Consider the following 18683-nt stretch of genomic DNA (forward strand, 5'->3'; position numbering starts at 1 on the left):
CCAGAATTCTAATATGCGCGCTCATACTGTTCAGGAATGAATGACCTGCTCTTTTCTTTTTTCTGCCGTGAAGCGTTCAGCACCCAATAGGGATCACGGAGCAGGCCGCGGCCGATGGCGACAAGGTCCGCTTCTTCCGAAGCGACGACATGCTCAGCAAGATTGACATCATCCAGCAGACCAACGGCCATGACCGGGATGCCTGTCTCTTCATGGATGGTTTTTGCGTATGGTACCATATAGCCCGGATAGGCACCTGGGAACCGGTCTTCTGCCGGTTTGCCTTCACCGCCTGCAGAAACATCAATCATGTCGACACCGGCTTCAATGTACTGCTTCGATAGCCAGACGGCATGATCCAGATCATATCCATCTTCCGCAAATTCAACTGCGGATATTCGCAGGATGAGCGGCATCTCCTCCGGCATGACCGATTTTACCGCCTCTATGACCTTGCGCCCAAAAAGGCTCAGATCCTGTCCATACTCATCCGTCCGCGTGTTTGTGCGGTGGGACTGGAACTGGTGGATGAGATAGCCGTGGGCAGCATGCAGCTCGATCGTATCGAAGCCGGCTTCCACGGAACGTTTCGCGCCCCAGCGGAATGCATCGATCACTTCCTCCACTTCCTCAGTGGACAGTTCGTGAGGCGTTTTGAAATCATCACTGTAGGCGATGGAGGAGCTGGATACAGGCAGCTCGGTGTCTCGTGCCTTCCTGCCCGCATGCGCCAGCTGGATGCCCACCTTCGCACCGTGACGATGACACGCGTCGACGATACGCTTGTAGTGGGGCACGTGCCCGTCGGACCAGATGCCGAGGCAGTGGTCTGTAATTCTCCCTCTGGCCTCAACGTTGGTCATCTCAATCAGGATCAGACCGGTGCCACCGACCGCCCGTGAAGTATAGTGGGTGAAGTGCCATTCTTCCGGTATGCCATCTGTCGCACTATATTGGCACATCGGTGCCATGACTAGTCTATTGCGCAATTCCAAACCCTTGATTTCATATGGATCAAATAAAGAAATCATCAAACCCCTCCTTTTCCTAATACATCCATTGTTATGCAAATGGCAGTAAAGTTCAAAGATAAAACCTTCAATTGACGAAATAAACGCACTTTTTAAACAATTGTCGCCTTGCAGTAGCATTAACGGCACGTGGATGGAATCTGCAATAAAAAAGGAGACCCGGAAGGGCCTCCTTTTTCTATCTGCCTTCATTTTTGAATCGGATGATCCGCTCTTCGATGGCGTCGCGCACATCGGCGAATATGGCGTGTACTTCCTCTTCAGAGCCGGTCGCTCTGGCAGGATCCTCGAACCCCCAGTGCATACGGGTGACGTTTGGTGGGGTCATCGGGCAGTTGTCATTAGCATCGCCGCATAGGGTGATGACGAAGTCTGCACGCTTGAGCAGCTCGTCATCGATTCTGCTTGACTCCTGCTTTGTAATGTCGACGCCTGCCTCTGCCATGATGTCTACGGCTTTCTTGTTCAGGCCATGTGCTTCGATGCCGGCGGAATGTACTTCATACTGGTCGTCGAGATGCTTATGGCCGAAGCCTTCAGCCATCTGGCTTCTGCATGAGTTGCCTGTACATAGAAAATAGATGATGGGTTTGGACATGATGATTCTCCTTTATTTATGAAATGATGAGCAGCCATATATTTATGAAATGATGAGCAGCCATACGTACAGTCCGCACAGCGTGATGAACAGTACGGGTATGGTCAGCATGATGCCGATTTTGAAATAGTAGCCCCAGGAAATATGGATGCCTTTCTTCTTCAGGACGTGCAGCCACAGCAGTGTCGCCAGCGAACCGATCGGGGTGATTTTCGGGCCGAGGTCGGAGCCGATGACATTGGCATAGACGAGACCTTCCTTGACCAGGCCTTCTGTGCCGGACTCGGCAATCGCCAGTGCGTCGATCATGACTGTCGGCATGTTGTTCATGATCGACGACAGTATGGCGGCAGTGAAGCCCATTACCATTGTACCCGCAAACAGCCCCTGTTCGGCAGCTGCACCGATGAACTGTCCAAGAATGCCTGTAAGACCTGCATTCTGCAGCCCGTATACAACGACGTACATGCCGAGTGAGAAGAAGACGATGTCCCACGGGGCGCCCTTGATGACCGATCTGACTGGTACAGCCTGGCTGTTTCTTGCCATCAGTACGAAGAATAGGGCGATGATGCCTGCAATGATGGAGACGGGTATGTCGAGTGGCTCGCTTAAAAAGTATCCGATGAGCAGCAGGGCAAGAACGACCCATGACCATGAAAACATGCGGTGATCCCGGATCGCCTCTGCAGGACGCCTGAGTTCAGTCAGATCATAATCAGCAGGTAGGCTTTTCCTGAAGAATATGTATAGGACGAGTATGCTCGCAATGATTGAAAACAGATTCGGCACAATCATGCGGGAAGCATATTCGATGAAGCCGATGCCGAAGAAGTCGGCGGAGACGATATTCACCAGGTTGCTGACGATGAATGGCAGGGAAGCGGTATCTGCAATGAAGCCGCTGGCCATGATGAACGGCATGACCATCTTTTCGGTGAAATTCAGATTTCTGACCATCGCGAGTACGATCGGAGTCAATATCAGTGCAGCACCGTCATTTGCGAACAATGCGGCAACAACCGCGCCGAGCAGGATGATATAGACGAAAAGCTTCAGGCCGCTGCCTCTGGCGAAACGCGCCATATGCAGTGCAGACCATTCGAAGAAGCCGATTTCATCCAGCACAAGCGAGATGAGGATGACGGCAACGAATGTCAGTGTGGCATTCCATACGATGCCCCAGACGGTGGCGACATCATCAAAGCTCACAACGCCGAAAATGAGGGCGACGACTGCGCCGAGACATGCAGACCAGCCGATGCCGAGACCTCTCGGCTGACGTATGACGAGAAACAGAGTGACGAGGAACAGGATGACGGCAATGATGGGCTGGAAATTCTCCATCAGCAGCAGTCCTCCCTGCTGCATGACGCAATCAGGAAAGCAACGTGCGCATCAGCATCCGGCACGACAGCAATCAGTTCCGGAATCATATCATAGAAAGGACTTTCCTTATTCAATGAAAGATGCGTCCAGTAGCCTTCTTTTCTTTCTGTGATGAGACCGAGCGTTCGCAGTTTCTTCAGATGCTGGCTGACAGCCGGCTGGCTCATCTGGAAGCAATCTGTAAAATCACAGACGCAGCACTCACGTTCGTTCATCATGGCGATCATCGATAATCTCGTCCGGTCGCCCATGATTTTGAATAGATCGGCAGCCTGGCCGATATCCATTTTTATTTTTTCCATATCGCACCTCAACCATATAAGCATTTTATTATGTGACGATGAAAATTATATAAGAGTTTCATTATGTCGTCAATAGGGGTTTATGGGTGGCTCTTATAGGCTAATAGGTAATATGGATAAAACTGTATGATACTATGTCCTAGCGATATGGTATGATATAATTGATGGAGGTATGAGAATGAAAACGAATATATATGGAAACACACCCCCGATGCTGGGTGCAAAAAATCTGACAGATATAAAAGACTATGACACCGATGTACTGATCTATGGTGTGCCCTGGGAAGGTGCCTGTACATGGGGCGACTACACCGGTTGTGAGCTGGGGCCGAAGCAGATCCGCCTCTCTTCAGCCAGATACAGTACATATCTGCCGGAGCTTGACCATATCAATGTGGAAGATCATATGAGTCTCGGGGATGTCGGCGACGTCAGTGTCATTCCGCATGATGTGCCGGGAACGATGGGCAGGATCGAGTCGTTCGCAGAAAATCTATGGAAGACCGGCAAGTTTCTGGTCGGATTCGGAGGCGACCATGGCATTACCTATCCGATCGTCAAAGGTCTGACGAACACAGGGAAGAAGGTCGGCATCATCCATCTGGATTCACATTACGACAACATGCCGCATTATGAAGGGGATGAGTTTGCCAGAAGCACCCCGTTCATGCGGCTTTATGAGACGGAAGGTGTAAGGAATGAAAGTCTGATACACGCCGGAATCAAAGGTCCAAGGAACAAGCCCGAGACAGGAAAGTATGCCAGAGAAGCCGGTGCCGTCACCCTGACCATCAATGACATCAAAGAGGCGGCGGATCTGAGAAGCTTTGCCAATGAAATATATGATATGGCGGCCAAAGATGTCGATGTGGTCTACTTGACCATCTGCAGTGATGTGCTGGACTTTGCGTTCAATCCTGGTGGTCCAGTGGATGGAAATGGCATCACTTCGCATGAACTGGTCACAATGATCTATGAATTCGGCAAGCGGGGCCTGTGCGGCATGGACTTTGTCGAAGTCTATCCCCAGCAGGATGCAAATCAGAATTCATCACATTTCGTTTCAACGGCAGTACTCTATGTACTGGCGGGCCATATCCACGGCGGACATGCAAAATAAAATCAGGGGGGAGGAGACTCCCTTCCTATAAAACAGGGGTGGGAATATTGAGTAGAAACAAACTGGTTGAGAAATTGAAAGTCATCGGACCTGGAGCCATCATCACTGCATCATTCATCGGACCGGGAACCGTCACTACAGCAACAAGAGCCGGTGCCGGCTTCGGTTTTGCCCTGCTGTGGACGATCGTGTTCGCCATCATCGCAACAATCGTACTGCAGGAGATGGTAGCAAGGATCGGCATCATTACCGGAGAGGGACTCGGGGAGAATATACGGGATCTGTTCGACAATGTAATACTGAAGTTTGCAGCAGTGTGGCTCGTCATGATTGCGGTATGTGTCGGATGTGCAGCATACATAAGCGGAGATCTCCTCGGGACATCACTTGGTGTATCCTATCTGTTCAATATCCCTGAAAACTATGTTGCACCGGTCATCGGTGTCATCATCCTGCTGCTCGGACTCAGCGGGAGCTATAAGATCATCGAGAAAGTCATGATTGTGCTCATTGTCATCATGAGTGTCACTTTCATCACGACAATGTTCGTATCCGCATCCGACCTGGGCGCGATTCTGAGAGGCGCATTCATCCCCGGAATACCTAATGGATCCATTCTTACAGTGATTGCGCTGATCGGTACGACAGTCGTACCCTACAATTTCTTCATCCATGCCTCCACAGTCAGTGAAAAGTGGGACAGTGCGGATGGACTCAGGGAATCGCGCATGGACACCATCATTACAATCACCGTCGGTGGACTCATTACAGCAGCAATACTGATCACTGCAGGCGCCCTGATACAAGGGACGGAAGTGACGAGCATTGTGGAGCTGGCCGCGCCACTTGAGCCACTCATGGGAGATCTGGCACCACTCTTCATCAGTATCGGTCTCTTCTCGGCCGGCCTATCTTCAGCAATTGCCTCACCGATGGGGGCAGCGGTGACTGTCAGCAGCTTCATGCGCTGGAAAGGCGGCTTCGATAACAATAAGTATAAGCTCGTCTTTTCCGCCATCATCATTCTCGGCATCATCACTTCGGCAATCGGGTTCGAACCGCTTGAAGTGCTGCTGTTTGCGCAAGCTCTGAACGGGCTGATCCTGCCGATCATTGCCATACTCATCATGATTCTGATCAATAAGAAAAGTACAATGCATGAACATGTCAATCCATTATGGCTCAATATTGTCGGCTGGGTCATCACTGCTGTCGTTTCATTCCTTGGCATCTACAGTCTGGTGGATGCGATATCTTCATTCCTATAGGCGCATCACTATTCATGCAGGCTGGGGATGGATTATAATGGGTAAAACTCGAATGGAAGGATGAAACAACGATGAAAATCAATGCACAATGGACCGGTGGCATGGCCTATGATTCCAAAGGGGATGCTTCCGGCTACCAGGTTACAATGGATGCAAGCAGTAGTGTTGGAGGAAACGACGGCGGACCGAGACCGATGGAGATGCTGCTTCATGGTGTCGCCGGCTGCATGGGCATCGACCTCAACGTCATCATGCGCCATAGTATGGACAAGGTGGAGTCCATAGAAATAGAAATCGATGGTGAACGTGCGGAAACAGAACCTAAGAGATTTACGCATGTAGATGTCATTGTAAAAATCAAAGGGGATGTCAGTGAAAAGGTGGCACAGCGTGCAGTCGAACTGTCAGCTGAGAAATACTGCTCTGCCATCAATTCACTGAATGCAGCAGTGGAAGCAAAACTGGAGCTGAATGGCGAATTGAAGTAGCATAATAATAAAGACAGCAGGCCCCCGGGGCCTGCTGTCTTTATTCGTCATGGAAGTCGGTATCAGACAAGTCCTTGTACTGGAGAATGATTTCAGTAATCTGATCCTGCTGGTTATAGTTCATCATTACATACTGGCCATTCGATGTGTCGCTGTCGTAGAACATTCTGAAGTCGGAAACTTCGTCACTGCTCGGCCAGCCGAACTGCTCGACAGCATCCTGCTTGGTGAAATCTTCAGGAAAGATGATGATGCCATCCACTTTAAGTTCACCCTTGTCTCCGGATTCACCGACCGACTGTGGAAAATTGAAGCCGATATGGTCGTAATGGTAGTAGGTACCATCGACGACGCTGCCGGATCCTGTCGGCTCCCCGAGTATGCCGACCATATAGTCGTAGCTGGAGTGGACGGATATGGTCCTGTACTCATAGCTGCCTGAGAAGAAATTGGAGATGAAGGCATCACTTGTAATATCAATCGGTTTGACTTCAGGCGGTTCCTGTTCCGCCGTTTCCTCTTCCGTCGTTTCCTCTTCTGCAACCGTCTCTTCTGTCGACCCTTCGGTTTCTGTTCCAGTAGATTCATCTTCTGCGGGGCCTGGACCGTCGTCAGCGTTCAGACAGGCAGTAATGAAAAACGACGTCATCAATAGAGCAGTAAGAAATTTCATCATAGTGGCACCTCCTAGGTTTTCTCCTCGTCAGCGGGTGGTTCGGTACGCTTCGGTTTGTTTTTGTTCTCCTTTACCTTGCTGAAATAAGCTTCAGTACGTTCCCTCAGTTTTCGCGGCATCATGACATAGATGAAGTCCTCGGAATGCATCACTGTGTCACCGTTTGGTGTAATCAGTTCTTCATCCCTGATGATGGCGATGACCAGAATATCAGGTGGCAGATCGAGGTCCTTTATTTTTGCATTTTCATGGGCTGACAGCGCCGGCAATTCGATGCCGTATATATCATTCTGTGTCTGACCAAGTGCGAGCAGCTCAACGGAATATGATGGTGTATCCGCTTCACCTTCATCAAATCCGAGCCAGCGGGCGACCGGCGTAATGGTGCTGCCCTGAAGCAGCGCAGAGAAGATGACGATGAAGAACACGACATTGAATATGAGATATCCGTTCTCAATGCCGCTGACAAGCGGATAGGTGGCAAGGACGATGGGGACGGAGCCACGGAGTCCGGCCCACGAGATGAATACTTTCTCCTTGAAATCATACTTGCTCGCAATGAGCGTAAGGAATACGCCGATCGGTCGTGCAATGAATATGAGGATGAGTGCCATCAGAATACCCTGGATGGTGTAGTTGAACAGTTCATCAGGGAAGGCGAGCAGTCCAAGCATGATGAACATGATGATCTGCATCATCCACGCAAGTCCTTCATTGAAACGCAGTATGGAATGCTTGTAGGTGAGGGGACGGTTCCCCATGAGAAGTGCCATGATATAAACGGCAAGCAGGCCGCTTGCCCCGATTACTTCCGACACCCCGAAAGACAGCATCGCAAAGCCGAGTGAAAGTACAGGGTACAGGCCGGAAGCTTCCAGGTCGATGCGGTTGATCACGTAGACGGCAAGGCGTCCGATGGTAAGGCCAACGAGTACGGCAACACCCATCTGCCAGAAGAAGGAAAGAATGAGAAGGAATACATTATTTTCTCCAGGCATTTCGATGATGGAGATGATGGTGACGGTCAGAAATACCGCCATCGGGTCGTTGGTTCCGGATTCCGCCTCGATGGTTGAGGAGAGCTTCTCTTTGATGTTCTTGCTGCCGAATACGGCGAATACGGCGGCTGCATCTGTCGAGCCGACAATGGCACCGAGCAGCATGGAAGTCATCAGGTTCAAATCAAGTATGAAGTAGGCGAATATGCCAAGAACAATGCTGGTGAGCAGGACGCCGATGGTGGCAAGGAGTACGGCCGGACCGGCAACCTTCTTTATGGCAGTGATGTTTGTCTGGAGTCCACCTTCGAACAGTATGATGACAAGTGCAATCATACCGATGAGCTGGGTCGTCTCCACGTCATCATAGTAGATGACCTGGTTGAGCAGTATACCGATAATTATGAACAGCACCAGTGAAGGGAACCCGAGTCTTGAGGAGAATCTGGTGATCACCACCCCGAGAACGAGAACGATGGCCACGAGCAGAATGGGCTGGTTTATGTAGACATCCATTAAAAACCTCCTTCTTATTTTGCATTTGTGTATATAATTATAAGTGACCCATATAAAAAATACTAGTAGAGGTACTTTTATGTTAAAAATTGAACAGCTTCAGATCATATATGAAAATTTTGGATTGGATGTTGAAAATGCTGGTTTTTCCAAAGGTTTGAATATCGTCCTTGGACCGAACGGGGGTGGCAAGAGTTCATTCATGCAGGGAGTGGTCGGCTATGGCCAGCCGGATATTGAACAGAGGAGAATATACTGGAACAGCCAGCCGCTGGAGGGGGTAGAGGCGGTCATCAGCTATCTGCCCCAGGAGAATCCGAGGTTCAAAATAATAGTCGCCGACTACCTCACCATGACAGCGGGAAACGTGTCGCATGCTGCCTATTCGGCTGCTGTTGAGAATTTCGATATTGCACAGCTGACCGGGCGTTCCATTGAAGATCTATCGGGCGGTGAATTCAAGAGAGTCCAGTGCGCACAGGTCTCCCTTGAAAACAAGCCCGTCATCATGATTGATGAAATAGAACAGGGACTCGACCTCAAATACCAGCATGAAATGATGAAATGGGTACGGCGTGAAGGGAATCACAGGACAGTCATCACAAGCATGCACGATGCTGCACTTGCCCTGACATACGCAGATACCATTACTCTGATGAAGAACGGTCGGATTACAGGTCCCATGCCGCCTTGGGCAGTCACTTCCGAAATGCTCTCAGCATGCTATGGTCTGCCCTTGAAGATCGAGTCGAGGTCAGGCATCGCGCTGGTCTATCACAGCGGGCTATAGAATGGCGCCGAGTGCCCCCGAATATTCCCCATGCCTGACCATGTGGGCTTTGGCCCCTTTCAATCCGGCGTAGCGGTTTATGATTTCCTGCATCACCTTGTTGTCGAGAAGTGTGGAACCGATGAATACGATATCCGTCGAGTCGTATCCTTCAGCCAGGCTGATGCCGACAGCTGTCACCGTTTCAGCCACAAGTCCGATGACGGCCTGTACTTTGTCCGCCGGCTCCAGTGCCGCCACGTCTCCGGACAGGACATTGCCGAAGTTGCTTGCAGTCAGATCACCGGGGATCGGTGTCGGCCGCCCGGCATATATGTGATGGACCTTCAGGTCGATTGCGTCCCTGTTGCCTGATTCTGCGAGTGCGATGATTTCGTTGTAGTCATCGATGTCCACCAGCAGCTTGGAGAGGCCGAGCAGCGTACCGCCACCGACACCCGAACCGCCGACGCGCTCCTGGCCTTCCCGTGATGCATGATGGAAACTCGTGCCTGTGCCTACATTCAGGTAGACAAACCGCTCGAGATCGATGCCCTGCTCGCGCATCAATGTTTTAAGACCTCTGTAGGTGGCGTCGAACTCTATCGAAACCCCGTGGTGCTGGTTCAGTTTCTCCGCCATATATTCCGCTTTTCCTCCAGTGAGGAAAAGCGCGTCCTCTGCATATTGCGAATCGAGTACTTCGATCAGTGCATCCACTTCAGTGGAGGGCCATTTCTCGAATGTCCTATGGTCACCATCCACATATACCACCTTTATCAAAGTACCGCCTGCGTCAATTCCAATTTTCATAAGTTGCCTCCGCATAAAAGAATGTCATCGGCTTTATTATACCAATGACATTCTCCATTCGTAATCCTTAATTTGAAGACTCTTTCTGTGCCTTGTGCGTCCGCCGTCTCATCGCTTCATTCGGCTCGCGTCTCAAGGATTTCGATACCGAGGCGATCATGGCGATGAGCACAACACCGAAAGGCAGTCCCGCCAGCAGTGAGGCCGCCTGCAGGCTCGTCAGTCCACCAGCAATGATCAGCGTTACTGTCAGTGTGCCGATCAGGACGCCCCAGATGATTTTCAGTTTTGTGGCTGGTGCCTCCGTATTGCCGGAAGTCATCCCTGCGACAATGAATGTTGCGGAGTCGGCGGAAGTGACCAGGAAAGTAAAGATCAGCAGAATCGACAGTGCAGAGAGTATCTGTGTCAACGGCAGCTGGTCATAAAGGGCAAAAAGTGCCGCCGTATCATCCTCGAGCACAAGCGCGCCGATATTCGTACCGTTGAACAGATCGGAGTAGATGGCGGTCCCCCCAAGTGCACCGATCCATATGAAGGACAGCATCGGTGGAATGATCAGGATGCCGAGTACGTATTCACGGATCGTCCGCCCTCTTGAAACGCGGGCCACAAACGAACCGATGAACGGACTCCATGCGATGACCCACGCCCAGTAGAAGACGGTCCATTCCTGCACCCAGACTTCTCCGGAATAGGGCTGCATTCTGAGTGAGTATCCAACGTAGTTCGACAGGTAGTCGCCGAGACCGACAATGATGCTCTCCATGATGAAGGTGAAGGGTCCGACAGCCATGACGAAAATGGTAATGACGGCAGCCAGCAGCATATTCAGATTGCTCAGCCATTTGATGCCGCGTTTCAGGCCGGTTGTAGTGGACAATATGAAGAGGCCGGTCATCAATGCCGTAAGTATGATCTGTGTCAATGGGCCGGATGGGATGCCAAACGCAATATTGAGCCCACCATCCATCTGCAGGATGCCGAGACCGACCGAGGTCGCCATCCCAGTTACAGTCGCAATGACGGCCAGTATATCGATGGTCTTGCGGGCTTTCTTATTATAATCGGAACCGAGCAGAGGCTCGAGCGAAGTGGAAACCAGTCCATCCTTCTGCTTTCTGTACTGGTTGTAGCCGATGGCCAGACCTGCTACGCCGAATATGGACCACTGGGAGATGCCCCAGTGGAAAAATGAATATCCCATTGCCATGCGTGCAGCTTCGACGGATTCCGTCCCCCCGCCAAGGAAAGGCGAAACCATGTAGTGGCTCATCGGTTCTGCCACACCGAAGAATACAAGTCCGACACCGAGTCCGGCGGAGAACAGCATGCCGATCCACGAGCGGAACGAGAATTCAGGCATCGACTGGTCACCTCCCAGCTTGATCCTGCCATATGGTGATAGGGCGAGGAAGAGCAGGAATACCGCAAAACCGAAGACGGCAATCATGAAGAACCAGCTGAAGTAATTGGCAATCCATGCATATAAAGCTTCCGAGCCCGTCTGGAAGCTCTCAGGTATGGCAGCTGCAAAGATTGCAGCCACCAGTATGATGATGGTGGATGCCCAGAATACGAGTCCGAGCTTGGATTTCCGGTTGGAATCCCATTTGTCTTTGGATGTTTTATCCGAATTGTCGTTAACCAATTGTTTTCCCCCTAGAAATGTAGTCTAATCTCAAATACCCCTATAAATTTCAACTAAACAACTGAAAAGATGTTGTATATCCTGAGGACTATTCTATACTTGAAAAGGGTAGAGGATATATCAAATGAAAATGTTTAATAAGGAGGAATGACGATGGGAGATATACATATTCGTCCTTTTAAAAAAGAAGACAGGGAGAGTCTTTTGGCTTTCAAGCTGAGCGAACAGCAGCAGATCTATTCAAGTCTGCCAATAGATGTTCTGGACGATGCAATTGAGGATCCCGACCGTACACCGTGTGTCGTGCTGAATGATTCGGATGAAATTGTCGGCTTTTTCGTACTGCACAAGCACTATCAGCATGAAGGGTACGCAACCCCGCACGAAGTGGTGTACATCCGCTCACTCTCCATCAATGAAGAACTGCAGGGGAGGGGCTACGGCACCAAAGTCGCCATGTCGCTGCCACTCTTCGTGCAGGAGCACTTTGCGAATTTCGATCATCTATATCTGGTTGTCGATGCAGAAAACCAGGGCGCCTGGAACTTGTATGAGCGCGCAGGATTCATGCATTCGGCAACAAAGGAAGATGGCCCGATCGGCAAGGAACGCCTCTATTACCTGGATCTTGATCAGAAGTATGTCCATAATATCAAGCTGGAGCAGGACGACTCGATTGAACTCCCGGATATGAAGGTGGACATCGTGCTCAACAAGGAAAAGTCTGCAGGATATATTGAAGGGAGAGTGGAAGGGGACACGCTCCATATCATCCATCTCTTCATCAATGAGGCGGAACGCAACCGCGGTGTGGCATCCAGTGCACTCAGACAGTTTGGGACATTTCTGAGACGCAAAAGCCCTGAAGTGAAGCACCTTGTTGTATCGACCGATGATGCTGACAGGGCACGGCTTTTTGAAAGGGTCGGCTTCGTCATGATAGATGAGGCACAGAGAAAGTATATGAAGTATATAAACTATTGAATTAGTTCTTGATTCATACAGCAATTACCTGTATTATATCTTTTGATATTCCAGACTGGAAAGGATGAACGAGATGAGACTCGACAAATACACCAAAGAAATGATGGACGAAAATTCTTTTATTGATATGTCATATATATACCTGCAGGATAAAGGCAAAGAGGCGAACCTGTATGATATCATCGATAAATTCAAGGGCATTGCAGGATATTCCGATGATGAAATAGAAAATCGCATCCTCCAATTCTATACGGACCTGAACACGGATGGCAGATTCCTGAGTACAGGTGATGGTGTATGGGGACTTCGCGACTGGTACTCGGTCGACGACATCTCTGATAAGATCGCGCCGACGATCCATAAGTTTGAGCTGGCCGTAGACGATGAGGATCCGGTAGTTACGGATGACGAAGGATATGACGAGGCTTTCGACCAGGACAAGGATCTTGTGGAATCCGATATAGAGAACCTCGACTCTCCTCTGAACGGTGATGATGTGGAAAGTGAAGACGATATCGAGGATTCCGTGGACGAAACGATTGACGACGATGTCGAGTACGATGATACCGACGAGCTTGAGGACAGCTACGAGGATGAAAAGGACCTTTAGGGTCTGAACTTCCAGTTGACATTCATTAGAAAAGTGATATTATTTTTATTGGGCTCCCTGAAATAGGGATTGTAAAGAACGGCTCCTTTTCACCAAGTGTGGAAGGGGGCTATTTTTATTTTCACAGGAGGAAGTGCGATGACTAAATATATTTTTGTGACTGGCGGGGTTGTTTCCTCTCTAGGCAAGGGCATTACAGCCGCGTCACTGGGAAGGCTGCTGAAAGACCGCGGCTTCTCGATTACGATTCAGAAATTCGATCCATATTTGAATGTGGATCCTGGGACGATGAGTCCATACCAGCACGGTGAGGTTTTCGTGACGGAGGATGGCGCGGAAACGGATCTCGACCTCGGACACTATGAGCGTTTCATCGACATCAACCTTCATAAATATTCGAACGTCACAGCCGGCCGCGTCTATTCCGAGGTGATCAGAAAAGAACGCCGGGGAGACTACCTGGGCGGCACAGTCCAGGTGATTCCGCACATCACCAATGAAATAAAATCCCGTCTGATGCAGGCAGGCGAAGAATCCAACGCGGACATCGTCATTACTGAAATCGGTGGAACGACCGGTGATATAGAATCACTGCCTTTCCTCGAGACGATCAGACAGCTGAGAAGTGATCTGGGCCGGGAAAATGTCATGTATATCCATTGCACACTTCTACCTTACATCAAGGCAGCAGGGGAAATGAAAACGAAACCGACACAGCATAGTGTAAAAGAGCTTCGAGGACTCGGCATACAGCCGGATATGATCGTGGTACGCTCCGAATATCCGATGGGCGAGGATCTGAAGGACAAGATTGCACTGTTCTGTGATATCAATAAGAAGAGCGTCATAGAGGCAAGAGATGAAGAGACGATCTATAATATCGTCATCCGTCTTCAGGAGCAGAACATGGACAGCCTTGTGCTGGACCGTCTTGAACTGCCTGCCGGTGAGGAAGCAGAACTCAAGGACTGGAAGCATCTGCTGCAGAACCTGAACAGTATCGAAAGGAAGATAACGATCGGTCTTGTCGGGAAGTACGTTACACTGCAGGATGCCTATCTGTCTGTGGCAGAGTCGTTGAGGCATGCAGGCTACGAACGCCAGGCGGATATCGAGATCAAGTGGATCAATTCCGAGCATCTCACCCGTGAGAACTACGAAGCGGAACTTTCCGAAGTGGATGGCATCCTCGTTCCCGGCGGATTCGGTGAACGCGGCGTCGAAGGCAAGATCTACGCACTGCAGTATGCGCGTGAGAACAGGGTGCCGCTGCTCGGCATCTGTCTCGGCATGCAGCTTGCCACTGTGGAATTTGCACGCAATGTTGCTGGTCTTGAAGGTGCCCATTCCAGTGAGCTGGATGAAAATACACCACACCCTGTCATCGACCTGATGCCGGACCAGAAGGATGTTGTCGATCTCGGCGGTACGCTCAGACTTGGAAGCTTCCCGTGTGAGATCCAGCAGGGTACGATTGCACGCGACCTGTATGGTCAGGCACACGTCGACGAACGCCACCGTCACCGCTATGAATTCAACAACCAGTACAAGAAGCAGCTTGAGGAAAAAGGCATGGTATTCTCCGGTACATCACCAGATGGCCGCCTTGTGGAAATGATCGAACTCAGTGATCATCCATACTTTGTGGCTGTGCAGTTCCACCCGGAATTCCAGAGCAGACCGACACGTCCACACCCGTTGTTCCAAGGTCTGATCAATGCCTGCATAGAATAGAAAAAGAACCATGCCCGCGGGGCATGGTTCTGTCATATGGAAAAGCTTCTAGTATGCATCGTTTGTCATCTCATCTACGAGCACATAGAGGTGATCGTAGAGATAGAGGAACGCGGACATATAGGGGTTAACAATTTTGTCGAAATTCGGCGTCGGTATAAGCGGACGCGGAGACGATAAATCGATATAATGGTGGAGCTGGTCGATTATTTCGGCCTGATGCTTATTGTAGTTGGAAATCAGTACGAATTCCACGTCTTCATTCTGAAGTGTCCTGATGAATGTCTGGACATCATCATCGAACTGGTCGGCGATGACGAGTACACGGTCCGGTGCATCGACGGATTCCGGAGAATCAAAAGGTTTTGCCTCTGGAAGGGCGAGGGAACTGTCGAGCAGAAATGCTTCTATCCCCTTGAAATCATGGAAGGTCTTCACATGGATCTCGCCCTCGCTGCCTACTGCCTGCGCCAATAGGCGTGCAGCCATCTCAATCTCCTCTTCCTGGGCATTGATATGGTTGTATATGTTTGTCAGTTGCGTCTGCAGGATCTTGTCCATGTAATCTCTCCATTCGACTTGATGGTACTGCAATGGTATCAAAACATTGCCCAGAATTAAATGTTTTTGCTATAATTGCGTTAAAGGAACGAACTTTTAGGAGGAAATCAATAATGCCTTTAGTATCAATGACAGAAATGCTCAACAAAGCAAGAAAAGAAGGATATGCAGTCGGGCAGTACAACGTGAACAACCTGGAATTCGCCCAAGGTATCCTGATGGCATCACAGGAAGAGAATGCACCCGTCATCCTTGGTGTTTCGGAAGGCGCTGCAAGATATATGAGCGGCATGAAGACAGTGGTCAAAATGATCGAAGGTCTGATGTCCGATATGAATATCACAATCCCGGTCGCAATCCACCTGGATCACGGTTCAAGCTATGAGAAATGCATCGAAGCAATCGGGGCCGGATTCACATCCGTCATGATCGATGCTTCCCACGGACCTTTCGAAGATAATATTGCCACTACTAGAAGAGTTGTGGAGTATGCACACGAAAGAGGCGTTTCTGTCGAAGCGGAACTTGGTGTGGTCGGCGGACAGGAAGACGATGTCATTGCTGACGGCGTCATCTATGCAGACCCTGAAGAGTGCCGTGAGCTCGTTGAAAAAACAGGCATCGACTGCCTCGCGCCAGCCCTCGGTTCCGTACACGGCCCTTACAAAGGTGAGCCGAACCTTGGGTTCAAGGAAATGGAAGAGATTGGCAACCAATCCGATATCCCGCTCGTTCTGCATGGTGGTACAGGCATCCCGACAAAGGATATCCAGAAAGCGATCTCCCTTGGTTCAGCCAAGATCAATGTAAACACTGAAAGCCAGATTGCTTCAGCAAAACGTGTAAGAGAAGTGCTTGCAAATGACTCTGAAGTCTATGATCCACGCAAGTATCTCGGACCGATGAGAGAAGCAGTCAAAGAAACAGTACAAGGTAAAATCAAGGAATTTGGCACATCCGATAAAGCCTAGGATGAGGAAAGCCGTCCCATTCGGGATGGCTTTTATTTGATTAATGCAGCAAAAATGTATAAAGTTTGATAAAGTGCAATATTCATTGCCGAGTCGGCAAGGAGTATCCTATAATGAAATAACAATCTAATCGGAGGTGCATTGTTTCCATGAAATATTTTATTGATACAGCGAATATGGATGAAATAAGAGAAATCAATGAGTGGGGTGTACTTGCTGGTGTCACAACCAACCCTTCGCTCGTTGCGAAAGAGAAGGGCATTTCCTTCCACGATCGTCTCGTTGAAATATGTGAACTGGTCGGCGGTCCTGTAAGTGGTGAGGTCATTTCCCTGGGTGCAGAAGGCATGATCGAGGAAGGCCGTGAACTGGCGAAGCTTCATGAACATATCGTCGTCAAGATTCCGATGACGGAAGAGGGGATGAAAGCTGTCAGAGTACTGTCTTCTGAAGGCATCAAGACGAATGTGACACTCATATTCAATACAGTACAGGCGCTTACAGCAGCGCGTTCAGGTGCGACGTACGTCTCTCCATTCATCGGCAGACTCGATGATATCGGACTTGTCGGCATGGATCTGATCGATGATATTTACCACATTTTCACTGTTCATGATATCGATACGGAAATCATTGCTGCTTCCATCAGAAATGAAGCGCATGTGCATGGTGCAGCCACTGCAGGTGCACATATCGCTACGATTCCATACAAAGTCCTGAAGAAGCTCACACAGCATCCTCTGACTGAGAAGGGGATCGAAAAGTTCCTGGAAGACTGGAACAGTATAAAGGACCAGTAGGCGGTCTGCCATATAAGGAGAAGAATTATGAGTAAAGAAGTAATCAAAGTCAGAGGCGGCAGGGCACTGACCGGCGAAGTTGAGATCAGCGGGGCCAAAAACAGTGCAGTTGCCCTGATTCCTGCGTCCCTGATGGCCTCTGAAGGCGAAGTCATACTGGAAGGGCTCCCGGAAATTTCAGACGTCAAAACATTGATGAGTCTTCTGAATGACCTTAATATAGGAACCGAACTGGACGGCACGACTTTGAAGATCAATGCCGAAGGCGCTGAGAACATGCCGCTGCCGAATACGAAAGTGCAGTCATTGCGTGCGTCCTACTATATGATGGGTGCGATGCTTGCGCGCTTCAAGAAATGTGTCATCGGTCTGCCTGGCGGATGTCCACTCGGACCCCGGCCGATCGACCAGCATATCAAAGGATTTGAAGCACTGGGTGCAAAGGTGACGAATGAACACGGTGCGATGTATCTGATTGCAGATGAGCTGAAAGGTGCCAAAATCTTCTTTGATGTCGTCTCGGTTGGTGCGACCATCAATCTGATGATTGCAGCAAGCTGTGCCGAAGGCAGGACCATTCTTGAAAATGTCGCCAAGGAGCCTGAAGTGGTGGATGTCGCGTCACTGCTCAACAATATGGGAGCGGACATCCGTGGTGCAGGTACGGACACGATCAAAGTCAATGGCGTGAAGAATCTTCATGGCACAAGGCACAATATCATTCCGGACCGTATTGAAGCGGGCACGTATATGATCACCGGCGCTGCAGTCGGCGAGAACTTCACCGTACGCAATATCATCCCGACCCATATGGAATCGCTGACTGCGAAACTTGAGGAGTTGGGTGTGGAGATTGAAGTGGGCGATGACTGGGCGACCATTACGAAACCGGAAACATATCGTCCGATTTCTGTGAAGACCCAAGTCTACCCTGGCTTTGCAACGGATCTCCAGCAGCCGTTGACACCCCTTCTTTTCAAGGCGGACGGGGTAAGCAAAATCACCGAAACAATCTATCCTGCAAGGTTCCGGCATGTGGATGAACTGGTGCGTATGGATGCCAAGATCGAGCAGAATAGCGGATCGGCGCTCATCTTCCCTTCACAGCTCAAGGGGACGCATGTCTATGCGAGTGATCTCAGGGCAGGCGCCTGCCTTCTGATATCAGGTCTGACGGCAGAAGGTGTCACAACCATCCATAATGTCAACCATATCGACCGCGGCTATACGGATATCGTCAAGAAACTGGAACATCTCGGTGCCGACATATGGCGTGAGGAGATTGAAGAAGATTGAAGCCTTTAGAATCCGGACTGCATTTGCAGTCCGGATTTTTTGCTTGCAGCAATTCCCTCTTTTGACAGCAACTTTATTTTTATAAAACAATGGTGTAGAATATGGAAT

The 18683-nt window shown here is 49.9% G+C and carries 19 protein-coding genes; 10 read left to right on the forward strand and 9 right to left on the reverse strand.

Annotation, left to right across the window (positions count from 1 at the left end):
* Positions 1-8: 8 nt before the first annotated feature.
* The 4 genes from J4760_RS07500 to J4760_RS07515 form a co-directional block, all read right to left on the reverse strand.
* Positions 9-1031, reverse strand: a complete 1023-nt coding sequence (locus tag J4760_RS07500) for an NADH:flavin oxidoreductase/NADH oxidase (RefSeq protein WP_237605304.1) — start codon at positions 1029-1031, stop codon at positions 9-11.
* A 178-nt stretch (positions 1032-1209) separates the two neighbouring features.
* Entirely contained in the window at positions 1210-1629 is a 420-nt protein-coding gene (arsC, locus tag J4760_RS07505) for an arsenate reductase (thioredoxin) (protein ID WP_186365537.1), read from the reverse strand.
* Between the two features lie 42 nt (positions 1630-1671).
* The gene (locus tag J4760_RS07510) at positions 1672-2976 is read right to left on the reverse strand and encodes an arsenic transporter (RefSeq protein ID WP_145289663.1); all 1305 of its coding nucleotides are present in this window, start codon (positions 2974-2976) and stop codon (positions 1672-1674) included.
* On the reverse strand, positions 2976-3320 hold the full coding sequence (locus tag J4760_RS07515; RefSeq protein ID WP_145289217.1) for an ArsR/SmtB family transcription factor: 345 nt from the start codon (positions 3318-3320) through the stop codon (positions 2976-2978). The genes J4760_RS07510 and J4760_RS07515 overlap by 1 nt, the downstream gene beginning before the upstream one ends.
* Before the next feature lie 178 nt (positions 3321-3498).
* Between J4760_RS07515 and J4760_RS07520 the strand changes: the two genes are divergently transcribed.
* The 3 genes from J4760_RS07520 to J4760_RS07530 all read left to right on the forward strand — a co-directional run bounded on the left by J4760_RS07520 (position 3499) and on the right by J4760_RS07530 (position 6196).
* Complete coding sequence (locus J4760_RS07520) at positions 3499-4440, forward strand: agmatinase family protein (RefSeq protein ID WP_145289214.1); 942 nt, start codon at positions 3499-3501, stop codon at positions 4438-4440.
* 47 nt (positions 4441-4487) lie between these two features.
* Complete coding sequence (locus J4760_RS07525) at positions 4488-5708, forward strand: Nramp family divalent metal transporter (RefSeq protein WP_145289209.1); 1221 nt, start codon at positions 4488-4490, stop codon at positions 5706-5708.
* 71 nt (positions 5709-5779) lie between these two features.
* Positions 5780-6196, forward strand: coding sequence for an OsmC family protein (locus tag J4760_RS07530; protein ID WP_145289206.1), 417 nt, complete (start codon positions 5780-5782; stop codon positions 6194-6196).
* 40 nt (positions 6197-6236) lie between these two features.
* Here the strand turns inward: J4760_RS07530 and J4760_RS07535 are convergent, their stop codons facing one another.
* On the reverse strand, positions 6237-6872 hold the full coding sequence (locus J4760_RS07535; protein WP_237605305.1) for a hypothetical protein: 636 nt from the start codon (positions 6870-6872) through the stop codon (positions 6237-6239).
* 11 nt (positions 6873-6883) lie between these two features.
* Positions 6884-8386, reverse strand: coding sequence for a potassium/proton antiporter (locus J4760_RS07540; protein ID WP_237605306.1), 1503 nt, complete (start codon positions 8384-8386; stop codon positions 6884-6886).
* A 79-nt stretch (positions 8387-8465) separates the two neighbouring features.
* On the opposite strand from J4760_RS07540, the gene J4760_RS07545 reads away from it, so the two are divergent.
* A complete protein-coding gene (locus J4760_RS07545; protein WP_237605307.1) occupies positions 8466-9176 on the forward strand; it encodes an ATP-binding cassette domain-containing protein in 711 nt (236 codons plus the stop codon).
* Here J4760_RS07545 and coaW read toward each other — a convergent pair.
* Together coaW and J4760_RS07555 are read right to left on the reverse strand one after the other, a co-directional pair.
* The gene (coaW, locus tag J4760_RS07550; protein ID WP_237605308.1) at positions 9171-9968 is read right to left on the reverse strand and encodes a type II pantothenate kinase; all 798 of its coding nucleotides are present in this window, start codon (positions 9966-9968) and stop codon (positions 9171-9173) included. The genes J4760_RS07545 and coaW overlap by 6 nt on opposite strands.
* A gap of 67 nt (positions 9969-10035) precedes the next feature.
* Complete coding sequence (locus tag J4760_RS07555) at positions 10036-11619, reverse strand: BCCT family transporter (RefSeq protein WP_237605309.1); 1584 nt, start codon at positions 11617-11619, stop codon at positions 10036-10038.
* Between the two features lie 153 nt (positions 11620-11772).
* Between J4760_RS07555 and J4760_RS07560 the strand changes: the two genes are divergently transcribed.
* From J4760_RS07560 to J4760_RS07570, 3 genes are all read left to right on the forward strand, one after another.
* A complete protein-coding gene (locus tag J4760_RS07560) occupies positions 11773-12603 on the forward strand; it encodes a GNAT family N-acetyltransferase (RefSeq protein WP_145289196.1) in 831 nt (276 codons plus the stop codon).
* Between the two features lie 73 nt (positions 12604-12676).
* Positions 12677-13213 carry a DNA-directed RNA polymerase subunit delta gene (rpoE, locus tag J4760_RS07565; RefSeq protein WP_237605310.1) on the forward strand — a complete coding sequence of 179 codons (537 nt, stop codon included), beginning with the start codon at positions 12677-12679 and terminating at the stop codon, positions 13211-13213.
* Between the two features lie 138 nt (positions 13214-13351).
* The gene (locus J4760_RS07570; protein ID WP_145289190.1) at positions 13352-14947 is read left to right on the forward strand and encodes a CTP synthase; all 1596 of its coding nucleotides are present in this window, start codon (positions 13352-13354) and stop codon (positions 14945-14947) included.
* Positions 14948-14995: 48 nt separating this feature from the next.
* Here J4760_RS07570 and J4760_RS07575 read toward each other — a convergent pair whose 3' ends face one another.
* Positions 14996-15508 (reverse strand): DUF2529 family protein, encoded by a 513-nt coding sequence (locus J4760_RS07575; RefSeq protein ID WP_145289187.1) that lies wholly within the window; start codon positions 15506-15508, stop codon positions 14996-14998.
* A 113-nt stretch (positions 15509-15621) separates the two neighbouring features.
* On the opposite strand from J4760_RS07575, the gene J4760_RS07580 reads away from it, so the two are divergent.
* The 3 genes from J4760_RS07580 to J4760_RS07590 all read left to right on the forward strand — a co-directional run bounded on the left by J4760_RS07580 (position 15622) and on the right by J4760_RS07590 (position 18575).
* Positions 15622-16479, forward strand: coding sequence for a class II fructose-bisphosphate aldolase (locus tag J4760_RS07580; RefSeq protein ID WP_145289184.1), 858 nt, complete (start codon positions 15622-15624; stop codon positions 16477-16479).
* A 149-nt stretch (positions 16480-16628) separates the two neighbouring features.
* Entirely contained in the window at positions 16629-17279 is a 651-nt protein-coding gene (fsa, locus tag J4760_RS07585) for a fructose-6-phosphate aldolase (RefSeq protein ID WP_237605311.1), read from the forward strand.
* A 27-nt stretch (positions 17280-17306) separates the two neighbouring features.
* Positions 17307-18575, forward strand: coding sequence for a UDP-N-acetylglucosamine 1-carboxyvinyltransferase (locus tag J4760_RS07590; RefSeq protein ID WP_237605312.1), 1269 nt, complete (start codon positions 17307-17309; stop codon positions 18573-18575).
* The last annotated feature ends 108 nt before the right edge of the window (positions 18576-18683 follow it).

This window comes from Salinicoccus sp. ID82-1 (assembly GCF_021991715.1).
GTDB lineage: Bacteria > Bacillota > Bacilli > Staphylococcales > Salinicoccaceae > Salinicoccus > Salinicoccus cyprini.